The organism is Arthrobacter sp. C152 (assembly GCF_054890965.1).
The window spans coordinates 35872-48184 of sequence record NZ_JBTZSU010000014.1; the positions used below are offsets into that span (position 1 = coordinate 35872).

Sequence of the window (12313 nt, forward strand, 5' to 3'; positions counted from 1 at the left end):
GGGCTGGCGCCTGCACCGTACTGGTGGCGGCTCATGCCCGGGACAGCGCTGCCGCCACAACTGCCTCCAGTTCGGCGGCGGTGCCGAGGTCATGCGGACGCACCACGGCGTTGTCGGCAACATAGAAGAACGCAGCCCGGACCTCCTCCAGCGGAACATCCTTGAGGCGCGCCCAGGCCAGGCGGTATGCGGCAAGCTGGATTGACCGCGTCTTCAACTGGGCGGCGGAAGGACGGCGTCCCGTCTTCCAGTCCACGAGGTCCCAACGGCCGTCGGCATCGCGGAAGACGGCATCGATCCGCCCGCGGACCACCACCTCCCCCACGCGCGTCTCCACCGGGACCTCGACGAACGCAGGCGACCTGTCGGCCCACGGCGAGGCACGGAAGGTGGCAACCATGGCATCCAGGTCATAGGCGGCGTCGATATGGTCGTCGGACCCGGGGGCTTCGCCAAGGTCCAGCATTCCTGCGGTCCCGAAGTACTCCTCCACCCAGGCGTGGAACGCCGTTCCCTTCCGCGCCGACATGCCGGGCTCCCGCGGCACGGGGCGGCGCAGCCGTCCGAGCACCGCTGCCGGGTCCTCCCCCAGGTCCACCAGGGTGGACGCCGAGATATGGCTTGGAAGGTGGACATCCTGACCGCGGGACCTGCGCGCCCTGCGCTCGAGCAGGAGGGCAGCTTCCCTGGCCCATCCGGCTGCCGGGCCGGTCAGCAGAGGCGCCGATCCGTCGTCCGGCTGCAGTTCCGTGGCACCCGAATCCAGTGCCCTGAGCACACGCTGGGCCGCTTCTTCCATGGCTTGCCGGCGGCCACGGGTGAGGCGCAGGCGGTGACCGGTGCGGGGGTCCACGGGCCCCTCGAGGGGATCGTAGGGCCACCCGGCCATTTCCGTTTCAAGCGTCAGCGGGCTGTCCTCGGGCAGCGCGGCTTCTTCCTGTGACAGCGGATGGACCACGGCGTTGGCAACTGACGGCCCCCCGGCACCCTGGACCAGCACCTCAAGCCCGGCAAGGAAGGGCGACATGTCGGTGCGCCCCGCCCGGGAGCCCGCCCAGGCGCAACTGGACGCCCAGAGGACGTGCTTGGCCCTGGTGTAGGCGACGTAGGCGAGCCGCCGCTCTTCCGATTCTCCATGCGCCTGCACGGCCGCCTTGTAGTCCTTTTCGGCGTCCAGCCAGCCCTTCTGGTCCGGCTGGTCCAGGTCCCACTGCGGCAGGTCCGCGCGGTCGCCGCGCAATGGCCAGGGCAGCGCGGCAGCGCCGCTGCTCCAACGGGAATCCCTGTCGCTGGGAAAGGCGCCCGCATTCAGGCCCGGGACGAAGACGACGTCCCATTCAAGCCCCTTCGACGCATGGACCGTCAAAAGCTGCACGGCGTCCCTGTTCACGTCGCTGGCAGGTGCTTCAAGCCCGTTTTCCTCGGCGGAAGCAGCCTCCAGCCAGGACAGGAAGGCAAGAACGTCCACCCGCTGGGAGGTGCGCAGGAATCCGGCGGCGGCGTCCTGGAAAGCGTCAAGGTTACGCCTTGCCTGGTGGATGCTGACTCCCGGCCGGGCCGCAACTTCGATGTCCAGCAACATCGCCCTCTCCACTTCGCCAAGCAGGGTGGTGAGGTCGTCGCCGAGGTAGCCGCGCAGTTGCCTCAGTTCTGCCGAAAGGCGCGCCAAGCGGCCGCGGGCCTGGGGGCTGAGCGTCCTGCCGTTGGCCGATACCCACCCCTCCCGCGGCAGGAAGTCCAGGGCCTCGACCAGGCTGGCGGCGTCAGTCATGTCACTTTCCAGGACGGTGCCTTCTGCGTCATCGCCGCCCTCGGCCCCGGCGTCACCCTCTTGCCCTGGCCCTGGGGGCGCCGCGCCGCGGCGGCGCGCAAGCTGGCCCGACCAGTCACGCAGGGCCATGAGGTCGGCCGGGCCTATCCGCCACCGGGCCCCGGCAAGCAGCCGCATGAGGGCATCGGACCGGCCAGGGTCGGCAAGGACCCGCAGCGTGGCCACAAGGTCGACGATTTCGGGGGTGTCCAGGAGTCCGCCGAGACCGACGATTTCGTAGGGGATGCCCCGGGCTTCAAACTGCCGGCGGATTGTTTCCATCTGGGCCCGCCGGCGGCACAGCACCGCAAGGGCCGGGGGCACTGCCGAGCCGTCCGGGTTTCTCTCGAAGTCGGTGACCCGGTACTTCAGGACATCGTCGGCGAGCGCGGCGGCCTCGTCCACGTCGCTGGCAAATCGTCCCAGCACCACCGTCCCGTCCACGGCGTAAGGGCTTGGCTGCAGGGGCGGCACGTCGGCAGCAGCGCCCCCGCTGCCGGGGGCCCCCTGCCGTGCCGCTTCCTTGCCGAGCGCCTGCGACATGACGTTGGCGGCCGCAAGGATGGAGCGGCCATTCCGCCAGGCGGTGGTGAGGTATGACGTGGGCGCCGGAGCCCAGCCCCGTTCGTCACCGGGTTGGCCTGTACGGACAGGGAACTCGCGGACGAAGTGGAACAACTGGCCGGCGGAGGCGCCGCGGAATCCGTAGATGGACTGGTTGGGGTCGCCGACGGCCGTCACTGCGTGGCCGCCGCCAAAGAGCCGCGAAAACAGGACCAGCTGCGCGTACGACGTGTCCTGGAACTCGTCGAGCAGGACCACTTTGTACCGTTGACGTTCCATCGTGGCGGCTAGCGGAACCTCCCGGGCCACACGCGCCGCAAGTGCCACCAGGTCGCCGAAGTCGAGGGCACCGCGGGCACGCTTGGCGGCAGCGTAGCGGCCAACCATGTCAGCAACGCTGGCCCGGGTCCGCAGCATTCCGGTGAGGTCGGCGGCGGCCTGGGACGGGTTCTTCTTCTTGTCCGCCAGGTATGGGAGTGCTTCGAACTCGGCGAGCCTTGCCATCAGCCATGCCTCGACGTCTTCCGGCTCCTGGAGGTGCTCGGCGCACTCGCCTGCGAGTTGGATAACGGCCTTGACGAGCGTGGACTTGGCTGCCCGGAAGTGGGCGTATTCGCCGTCGTAGGCCTCTACCACCTCGCTGGCGAGCTGCCAGGCCTGGGCACCCCCGAGCAGGACGACATCGCGTTCGACCCCAAGCCGCAGGCCATAGTCGGAGACGATGCCGCTGGCGAAGGAGTGGTACGTGGAGACCTTGGGTTCAAGGGCGTCGCTGCTGAGCAGGCCCTCGGGGAAGACCCGGTGTGCGGTGTCCTTCGCGCCAAGCCGCTGCAGGGCCAGCAGCTTGGCCCTGATGCGGGTGGCCAGCTCACCGGCGGCTTTCCGGGTGAACGTAACTCCCAGGACCTCCTCCGGACGGACCCAGCCGTTGGCCACGAGCCACACCACCCGGTCCGCCATGGTGGCCGTCTTGCCGGAGCCGGCCCCGGCGATAACCAGCCGCGGTGCCAGTGGAGAGGAGATAATGGCGGACTGCTCGGCCGTCGGCGTATTCTTCTCGCCAAGCAGTACCGAAAGCTCTTCGGGACTGAATCGGGGCGCAGGGGGCGCCACCGGGCTGATGGTTGCTTCCACGGCCCCGCTCACTCCGTTACCTGCCTTCCGCGCACGCACAGCGGGCAAACTTCGGGAAGCCTGCAGCCGTGGCCGCCATGGCCGCCCTTGGCGGGATCGTGCCGTGCCATGAATTCACTGCCACCCATGACGCCTGCCGCTTCCTTGACCATGTCAAGCGCCCAGTTCTCCCCGGGGTCGATCGGTTCCTGCTGCTGGATGGCCGGGCTCTTCGCTCCGGTCCCCAGCTGGGCCAGCACCGCCCCGCCGGGCAGGCCCGGCCCGTCCCCGGGGGCGGCAGCGAAGCCGCCGCCGAGGACGGCCGCCTGGTACGCGCCAAGCTGGGGGTGCCGGGACAGCTCGGCCTTGCCGGGCTGCCGTTTCCCGGTTTTGATGTCAACGATGACCAGCCGGCCCTCGCGGTCGATCTCCAGCCGGTCCACCTGGCCCCGGAGGATGGCCGGGCGTGTGGATTCGTCCCCGACGTCCACGCCGCCCAGGCCCATTTCAAAGTCCTGTTCGACTCCCAGCAGGCTGCGGCCCTCGCTCCTCATCACCAGCACGTACTGGGCGAGCTTGCGTACCATCGCTTCGGCCCGCTGGAAGTCCAGCCGTCCCTCCCAGTTGTCCTTCATGCCGAGGGCCGGCCAGCGGCGGACAAGCTCGCCGACGTACTCGGAGCCGGAGGCATCGGGCATGTCCTGGGCGATGGCGTGCACCAGCGTTCCCAGGCTCCTGGCAAAATCGGTGGCCGCTTCCCCGCCCGCCGCCTGGACGAACCAGTCCAACGGGGACTTCTGCACCGTCTCGACTTTGGAGGGAGACACGAAGACCGTGCCCCCGGGAGGAACCACCGCCTCCCGGGACGTCAGCGGCGCCAGCCCCCACCAGCTGTCGGGGTGGGCCCCGGCGGCGGCCGGCTCGGCGGCGGCCAGGTGGGCGAGGACCCTGGCCGCCTCTTCCGCCTCGGGCACCCGGGCCGGATCCAGCTGGGCGCACTGCCGCAGCTCCGCGACAAGGGCCCGCAGGGTCATGGGGCGCTCCACCCGGGTGAAGCCCCTGGCCTCCTCCCCCGGTGCAAGGGGTGCAACGAAGTCCAGGAAGGACGACGGCTGGTCGTCCTCGGATGAGACAGCGGTACAGATGAGCAGTTCGCCCGCCCTGGAGACGGCGGTGGAGAAGCTGCGGAGCTCGTCGTAGCGGATGTCACGCAGGCGGCTGAGCGGGTCACGCTGCAGGGCGTACTCGGGCCCGTGCTCCACGGCGTCCGTGTACAACGTGCTGCCCAGCAGTTCACCGCGGAGCCTCGTGTTGGGCCATACCCCTTCCTGCAGGCCCGCGATGATCACCACCGGCCATTGCCGCCCGGCAGCACTGGCCGGCGTCATCAGTTCGACGGCGTCGTCCAGCTGCGCCCGGGCGGCGAGGGTGTCCATGGGAAGCTCCTGGTTCAGGAGGTACTCCAGGAACTGTTCCGGCCCGGCCCCCGGCATCTGGTCCACATAGCGTTCCGCGGTATGGAACAGTGCCATCATCGCGTCGAGGTCCCGGTCCGCGCGGGAGCCGTGCGGACCCCCGGCGAGCGCCGTTTCAGTCCAGGCCGCAGCCAGCCCGGTCGAGTTCCACAGCGCCCACAGCACCGACTCCGCGTTCGCGCCGGGCAGGGCGGCTGCCTGCCGTCCGGCGTGGATCATCCGCGCCGTGCGGCGGGCGGCCCGGCCCTCGATCCCGAGTGCCCCCAGCGCGCCCGGCTCCAGCAGCGCTTCGACGAGGAGGGCGTCGCTGCTGCGTCCTCCGCCGCCCAGCAGTTCCTCGCGCCGCAGTGACTGCCGGAGCCTGCGCAGCTCGATGGAGCTCGCGCCGCCGATCCTTGACGTCAGGAGCGATACTGCTGTTTCCGGGGTGAGCAATGCCGGGTCCAGCGCAATGGCGAACGCATCCAGGAGGGGACGTACTGCCACCTCGTCCCGGACCGCGGACTCTGCCACCGGTACCCGCGCGGGGATCCCCTGGCCGGACAGGTAGCGCTGCAGCTCACTGACCTGGCCGCCGTTGCGCACGATCACCGCCATGTCCGCCAGGTCCCGCCCGTGGTTGATGTGCTGGTCCAGGATGCGCTGCGCGACGTAGCGCAGTTCATGGACCGGGGTGGGCACCAGGTGGGCTTCAACGGCGCCCCGTGGCCGGGCGGTTACGGGCTGGTCCAGCTGCCGGGCCGACTGCCCGCCGGCGCGCTGCGAGATCCGCCCGGCAACAGTGAGCCAGGCGTCAGCGACGGCGGGCGCCGGACCGTGGGCGTACCGAAGGGGACGGTCGACGGCGGGCTGCCGGGTTGAGAGCAGCCGTGGCAGCTCAGCCACCAGGTCAGGGCGCGCGCCACGGAACCCCTGGACGACGGTGTCCGGGGAGAACGTCACGTAGCAGTCCCTGCCCGCGGCGATATCCGCGAGCAGTTCAAAGATGGCCGGGTTCGCCTCCTGGATGTCGTCCACCAGGACGAGCTGGAGCCGGGCGCGTTCGGCCGCGAGGAAATCCGGAGCGTCCTGGAAGATATGCCGGGCGGCCGTGATGATGCCTGCGGGGTCAAAGGCTTCAGGCATGCGAAGGTCCAGGACGTCGCGGTACTCCGCGTAGAGGGCAGCTGCCGCTTTCCAGTCGGGCCGGCCGCACTCGCGGCCCAGCTGTTCGAGGTCTGCCGCGGTCCGGCCTGACTCGATGATGCGGTCGAACAACTGCCGTACCTCGTGGCGGAATCCGCGCGTCTCCAAGGCCCCGTCAAGGTCCGGGGGCCAGGGCAGTTCCAGTCCCGGCAGCCGGTGGCCGTCGAGGAGTTCCCTGATGATGAGGTCCTGCTCCGGCCCTGAGAGCAGGCGGGGCGGTTTGGGCAACGGGATAACGCCTTCGGCCCTGGCACGCCGGATCAGGTCAAACGCGTAGGAGGCCCAGGTCCGGGCCGGGGTGGTGCTCAGGCTCCTGTCCAACCGGGCGGTGAAACGGTCCCGCAGGAAATCCGCCGCGAGCCGGGTCGGCGCCAGGATCAGCATCCGTTCGGGATCCACGCCGTCGCGGAACACACGCTGGACGGCTGCCTCGATCAGGACGGTTGTCTTGCCGGTGCCCGGCGCCCCTGGAACCAGAACCGGCCCGGATCCCTGGGGGACGTCCACGGCGGCCTGCTGGTCCGGCGTCATGATGATGTCCTGCGCGTGCATGCGCCGGGGCGGCAGCAACCGCAGCGCTGTTCCCGCCGCGGCACTGTGCGCTGCGGCGCCGAAGGACGCGTCCGGGGGATGCGGGTCCTGGCGGTATTCGTCCTGGCGATATTCGTCCTGGGGACCGGTCAAAGGCAGTGTTACCGTCACAACGCCATTCCATCATCCGGCACCGACAATTGATGGACGTGGCGCTCCAGCCGCCCGGCGATCGCATCGATGCCGTCAAAGTCGTCGTCGGTGGGCGCCCAGCGTGCCGCTGCCAGGTCAACCCGCCACCGCCCCTCCCCGGTCCGAAGGAAGGCCTCGTACGCACCCATGAGCGGCGTACCCTCCTCGACGTAGCGGAGCAGGGCCCCGGCCTCATGGCCTTCGGGGGCGTGCCCGCTGGCCTTCAGGACCCGCCACCATGGCACCCCGCTGCCGTAGTGGCTCATCACGGAACCCACCTGCCGCGGCCCTCCTGAGCCGAGCAGCTCGGCGACATCCCCGTACGAGACTGCGGATCCTGCCGGCACCAGCTCTACGATGGCCAGGACCGCCTCCACGTACTCAATCCGCATTGATCCAATGTAGCCGCAGTGGCGTTCCCCGGAATTGTCGGACGGTCCCCGTAGCGTGGAACCATGAGCACCTGGAACACCCTCCCCCGCGCAGCATTCGACCTCGAAACCACGGGCCGCAACTCGCGTGCGGCAAGGATCGTCACCGCGTCAATCACGGTGGTGGACCACCGGGGCGAAGTCATCAGGGAGCACGAGTGGCTGGCCGATCCGGGCGTTGAGATCCCCACCGAGGCAAGCGACGTCCACGGCATCACCACCGAACAGGCACGGCGGGAGGGCCGGCCGGCGCACGAGGTGACAGGCGAGGTTGCCGCGGTCCTTCAGGAGCTCTTCGACTCAGGCATTCCGGTCATCGCCTTCAACGCCAGCTACGACTTCACGGTCCTTGCCGCTGAATCCGCCCGGTACGGCATTCCCCAGCTCAGCCGGTTCCCGGTACTGGACCCCTACATCATGAACAAGCAGGTGGACCGGTACCGGAAGGGCAAGCGGACGCTTACAGCGCTCTGCGAGGAATATGGTGTAGTCCTCGACAACGCCCACACCTCCGCGGCGGATGCCCTGGCCACGCTGCGGGTCCTTGATGCCATGGCGGGCAAGTTCCCCAAGCTGATGATGCCGGCCAGCCAGCTGCACCAGCTGCAGGTGGAATGGGCGGTCAGCCAGGCCGCGGATTTCCAGGGCTACCTCCGGAAGACCAAGCCGACGGCGGTCATCGAGGGAGACTGGCCGGTGCTGCCCCCGCAGGATGCCACCACCGGCGGCTTCTAGGCCGGTTCCAGGCCTCCCGCCAGCTATTGGGACGCATGTCACAGTCGCACCGCTTCACAAACAGCACGCCGGCGGCGCCGCCCCGTTCGCCCTGATGCCGCGAGACCCCTCTCGGCTGCGCCCGGAACGCCAATCCACTAAAGGTTCTTCGGCTATGTCCCCCACGCGCCGCCTGTTCTTCACCGGCGACCCTAAATTCACACAAGTGAGACAATAAAGTTTTGCGGTCGCCCCCTGCCCCGGCCTGCTGGACCAGCACCGGGCAGGGCCAGGTGCCACAGCGCAGCCTTGCGGCCCGGTCGACTTATGACTCAATGAAAGTGACAACCTGATGAAAATCAAAGCGTTGAAGTGGCTCACGACCGCTCCCGTTGCCCTGGCCCTCGCGGCGTCGCTGGCAGCCTGCGGAGGCGGCTCCTCCCAGCCCAGCGGCACTCCCACGGACGCCCTCAAGGGCAGCGACCAGCAGACGCTGGACAAGTACACCACCGCCGAGGTCACCCCGATCGACAAGATCGACAAGACCAAGCTCGGCCTGATCACCGAGGGCACCCTGCGCGTCGGCACGCTGTCCGATGCGCCGCCGAACATTTTCATCGACCCCTCCGGCAAGTTCACCGGCTACGACAACGAACTGCTGCGCGCCATCGGTGACAAGCTGGGCCTGAAGGTCGAGTTCGCCTCCACCGATTTCTCCGCCCTGCTGTCCCAGGTGGCCAACAAGCAGTTCGACGTCGGGTCCTCCTCAATCTCCACCACCGACGCACGCCGCAAGACCGTTGGCTTCACCAACGGCTACGACTTCGGCTACATGGCTGTTGTCACCAAGAACGATGCCAAGGTCACCGGCTTCGCCGACCTCAAGGAAGGCGTCCGCATCGGCGTCGTCCAGGGCACCGTCCAGGACGACTACGTCACCAACACCCTGGGCCTGGAGCCTGTCCGCTTCCCGGACTACAACACGGTCTACGGCAACGTGAAGAACGGCCAGATCGACGCGTGGGTTGCCCCGTCGCAGCAGGCCACCGGCCAGGTCAAGGAAGGCGACAACACGAAGATCGCCGAAAAGGTCGTCAACACCCAGAACTTCACCGCCTACGCCGTGAACAAGGACAACCAGGCCCTGATCGATGCCCTGAACTCAGGCCTCGACGCAGTGATCGCTGACGGCACGTGGACCAAGCTGACCGCCGAGTGGTACAAGGACCGTCCCACCGCCGCCGAGCAGACCCCGCAGGGCTGGAAGCCGGGCAGCAAGGCCGTCCAGATCCCGGCCGCCAAGTAACCAGGGCGTTCCATGGATATCCTCAAGCAACTCGCTGATACCTTCCTTGACTGGAAGGCGATGGGCGAAGTCATCCCCAAGATGTTCGCCGTCGGTTTGCCGAACACCCTCGTGCTCGCCATCATCTCAGGCATCATCGGGACAGCCCTCGGGATGCTGCTCGCCCTGATGGGGATCTCCCGGAACGCAGCAGCGCGCTGGATCGCACGGGTCTACACCGACATCCTGCGCGGCCTGCCGCCGGTCCTGACCATCCTGGTCATCGGATTCGGATTCGGACCGATCGTGCGTGAGTTCACTGGTTCCACGAGCCCCTACCCGATGGCCATCGCCGCCCTGTCCCTGATGTCCGGCGCCTACATCGGCGAGATCTTCCGTTCCGGCATCCAGAGCGTGGACAAGGGACAGCTCGAGGCATCGCGGGCCCTGGGGTTCGGCTACGGGGCGTCGATGCGCCTCGTCGTCGTCCCCCAGGGCATCCGCCGGGTCCTCCCGGCCCTGGTCAACCAGTTCATTGCGCTGATCAAGGAATCCTCCCTGGTGTTCCTCCTTGGCCTGCTGGCCAGCGAACGCGAGATCTTCCAGATCGGCAAGGACGCGGCCGCCACTACGGGCAACCTGTCGCCGTACGTGGCGGCGGCGGTCTTCTACCTGGTGCTCACCATCCCGCTGACGCACTTCGTCAACTGGATCGACGCCCGCCTGCGCACCGGCCGGCCTGAAAAGAAGGAACCGGACGAGGCCGCCGCCGTCGTCGGGAAGGGAGCACAGGCATGAGCGAGTTTGCGTCAGGAACGCTGAGCGCCAAGAACATCCATCTTTCCTTCGGCAGCAACCATGTCCTGCGGGGCATCGACCTGCACGTCCCCCAGGGCACGACGGCGTCGGTCATCGGCCCGTCCGGCTCGGGCAAGTCCACGCTGCTGCGGGTCATGAACCGGCTGATCGAGCCGGACCAGGGCGACATCCTGCTGGACGGCCGTTCCGTCCTGAAGGACAACCCGGATGAACTCCGGCGCCGGATCGGCATGGTGTTCCAGCAGTTCAACCTGTTCCCGCACAAGACCGTGGAGGAGAACATCTCGCTGGCGCTGCGGAAACTGCGCAAGCTTTCCAAGGAGCAGGCGCGCAGCGAAGCGCTGGAGCAACTGGACCTGGTGGGCCTGAAGCACAAGGCCGAATCCCGCCCGGCCAACCTCTCCGGTGGCCAGCAGCAGCGCGTGGCCATTGCCCGGGCGCTGGCCATGAAACCCGAAGTGATGTTCTTCGACGAGGCCACGTCCGCCCTGGACCCGGAGCTGGTCAAGGGGGTCCTGGCACTCATGACCGACCTCGCCAAGGGCGGCATGACCATGGTGGTGGTGACCCACGAAATGGGCTTCTCCCGCAACGTTTCCGATTCCGTGACGTTCATGGACGCCGGTGTGGTGGTGGAGTCCGGCGCGCCGGAACAGATCTTCACCGAACCCCGGACAGACCGGCTGAAGGGCTTCCTCGCGGACGTCCTCTAGCCACCGCCAGATACAGGAAACCCCGGTTGCATCTGCAACCGGGGTTTCCTGCGTTCAGGCCCCGCGAAGTGGCACTTAAGGGCAGTGCGGCGCGGCAACATCGCCCTTGGGTGCCATCTCGCGGAGGGAGAACGACGGCGGCGCTAGCCCTGGGCGGCAGCGGCAGCCTTGGCGGCGGCGGGCAGGGCGTCGTAGATGCGGTTCATGGCATCGTCGTCGTGCGCGGCGGAGAGGAACCAGGCCTCGAAGACGGACGGCGGCAGGTACACGCCCGACTCCAGCATCGAGTGGAAGAACGGTGCGTACCGGAACGCCTCCTGGGCCTGGGCGTCGGCGTAGTTGTGGACGCCGTGCGCCGAGGTGCCGAACGCCACCGAGAAGAGGTTCCCGGCGAACTGGATGGAGTGGTCCACACCTGCTGCATCCAGCGCGGTGGAGACGGCGGAGGACAGCTCCAGCGACCGGACGTCGATGAACGAGTAGACGTCGCGGGTGGCGTGGGTCAGCGTGGCGACGCCGGCCGCCATCGCCACCGGGTTCCCGGACAGGGTGCCGGCCTGGTACACCGGCCCGGTGGGCGCGAGGTGGTCCATGACGTCGGCACGCCCGCCCAGGGCCGCCGTCGGCATGCCGCCGCCGATGACCTTCCCGAAGGTGAGCAGGTCCGGGGTCCAGGGATCTTCGGCGTCCGGCGCGCCGCCGGTGAGGCCCCAGTAGCCTGAGTAGCCGGTACGGAACCCGGTGAGGACTTCGTCGACGATGAGCAGGGCGCCGTGCTCACGGGTGATGCGGGAGAGGCCGGCGTTGAAGCCCTCGGCCGGAGTGACAACGCCCATGTTGGCGGGAGCGGCCTCGGTGATGACGGCAGCGATGTTGGGTCCGTGCGAGGCGAAGGCCTCCTTGACGGCCTGCAAATCGTTGTACGGCAGCACCAGGGTTTCAGCGGCGGTGGCCTCGGTGACGCCGGCGGACCCGGGCAGTGCGAGGGTGGCCACGCCCGAGCCGGCGGCGGCCAGGAGCCCGTCGAGGTGGCCGTGGTAGCAGCCGGCGAACTTGATGATGAGGTTGCGGCCGGTGAAGCCGCGGGCCAGCCGGACGGCGGTCATGGTGGCCTCGGTGCCGGTGGAAACCATCCGCAGGCGTTCGACGGCGGGGACGCGTTCCTGGACGATGGCGGCCAGGTTGGCCTCGTCCGGGGTGGAGGCGCCGAAGGACAGGCCACGGTCAACGGCGGCGTGCACGGCGTCGAGAACGGCCGGGTGGGCGTGTCCCAGCAGGGCCGGCCCCCACGAGCAGACGAGGTCCACGTATTCCTTGCCGTCGGCATCCGTCAGGTAGGGGCCTTTTGCCGAGACCATGAAGCGCGGCGTTCCGCCGACGGACCCGAAGGCGCGTACCGGCGAGTTGACCCCGCCCGGCATCAGCTGGCGGGCGCGGTCGAAGAGTGCCTCGTTGCGAGGATTACTGGAAGTCATGGTTCC

General features: G+C 68.6%; 8 protein-coding genes. 4 read left to right on the forward strand and 4 right to left on the reverse strand.

Going from position 1 to position 12313, the window contains the following annotated elements; translation table 11 throughout:
• Nucleotides 1-31 precede the first annotated feature (31 nt).
• The 3 genes from ACYSM9_RS11735 to ACYSM9_RS11745 form a co-directional block, all read right to left on the reverse strand.
• Nucleotides 32-3520: an ATP-dependent helicase gene (locus ACYSM9_RS11735; protein WP_461857137.1), complete on the reverse strand. Its 3489-nt coding sequence runs from the start codon at nucleotides 3518-3520 to the stop codon at nucleotides 32-34.
• Entirely contained in the window at nucleotides 3517-6699 is a 3183-nt protein-coding gene (locus ACYSM9_RS11740; protein ID WP_461857194.1) for an ATP-dependent helicase, read from the reverse strand. The genes ACYSM9_RS11735 and ACYSM9_RS11740 overlap by 4 nt, the downstream gene beginning before the upstream one ends.
• A 146-nt stretch (nucleotides 6700-6845) precedes the next feature.
• On the reverse strand, nucleotides 6846-7262 hold the full coding sequence (locus ACYSM9_RS11745; RefSeq protein ID WP_461857138.1) for an MGMT family protein: 417 nt from the start codon (nucleotides 7260-7262) through the stop codon (nucleotides 6846-6848).
• Nucleotides 7263-7325: 63 nt separating this feature from the next.
• Here ACYSM9_RS11745 and ACYSM9_RS11750 point away from each other — a divergent pair, with 63 nt between their 5' ends.
• From ACYSM9_RS11750 to ACYSM9_RS11765, 4 genes are all read left to right on the forward strand, one after another.
• Nucleotides 7326-8036, forward strand: coding sequence for an exonuclease domain-containing protein (locus tag ACYSM9_RS11750; protein WP_461857139.1), 711 nt, complete (start codon nucleotides 7326-7328; stop codon nucleotides 8034-8036).
• Between the two features lie 331 nt (nucleotides 8037-8367).
• The gene (locus ACYSM9_RS11755) at nucleotides 8368-9321 is read left to right on the forward strand and encodes an ABC transporter substrate-binding protein (RefSeq protein WP_461857140.1); all 954 of its coding nucleotides are present in this window, start codon (nucleotides 8368-8370) and stop codon (nucleotides 9319-9321) included.
• A gap of 12 nt (nucleotides 9322-9333) precedes the next feature.
• Nucleotides 9334-10098 (forward strand): amino acid ABC transporter permease, encoded by a 765-nt coding sequence (locus ACYSM9_RS11760; RefSeq protein WP_461857141.1) that lies wholly within the window; start codon nucleotides 9334-9336, stop codon nucleotides 10096-10098.
• Nucleotides 10095-10832, forward strand: coding sequence for an amino acid ABC transporter ATP-binding protein (locus ACYSM9_RS11765; protein ID WP_461857142.1), 738 nt, complete (start codon nucleotides 10095-10097; stop codon nucleotides 10830-10832). Before ACYSM9_RS11760 ends, ACYSM9_RS11765 begins: the two co-directional genes overlap by 4 nt.
• A gap of 143 nt (nucleotides 10833-10975) precedes the next feature.
• On the opposite strand, the gene hemL is transcribed toward ACYSM9_RS11765, so the two are convergent.
• Nucleotides 10976-12307, reverse strand: coding sequence for a glutamate-1-semialdehyde 2,1-aminomutase (gene hemL / locus ACYSM9_RS11770; protein ID WP_461857143.1), 1332 nt, complete (start codon nucleotides 12305-12307; stop codon nucleotides 10976-10978).
• Between the last annotated feature and the right edge of the window lie 6 nt (nucleotides 12308-12313).

Coding starts and splice junctions, on each gene's coding strand:
- ACYSM9_RS11740 (WP_461857194.1), bottom strand. CDS start 6,699: ATGCACGCGCAGGACATCATCATGACGCCGGACCAGCAGGCCGCCGTG.
- ACYSM9_RS11745 (WP_461857138.1), bottom strand. CDS start 7,262: ATGCGGATTGAGTACGTGGAGGCGGTCCTGGCCATCGTAGAGCTGGTG.
- ACYSM9_RS11750 (WP_461857139.1), top strand. CDS start 7,326: ATGAGCACCTGGAACACCCTCCCCCGCGCAGCATTCGACCTCGAAACC.
- ACYSM9_RS11755 (WP_461857140.1), top strand. CDS start 8,368: ATGAAAATCAAAGCGTTGAAGTGGCTCACGACCGCTCCCGTTGCCCTG.
- ACYSM9_RS11760 (WP_461857141.1), top strand. CDS start 9,334: ATGGATATCCTCAAGCAACTCGCTGATACCTTCCTTGACTGGAAGGCG.
- ACYSM9_RS11765 (WP_461857142.1), top strand. CDS start 10,095: ATGAGCGAGTTTGCGTCAGGAACGCTGAGCGCCAAGAACATCCATCTT.
- hemL (WP_461857143.1), bottom strand. CDS start 12,307: ATGACTTCCAGTAATCCTCGCAACGAGGCACTCTTCGACCGCGCCCGC.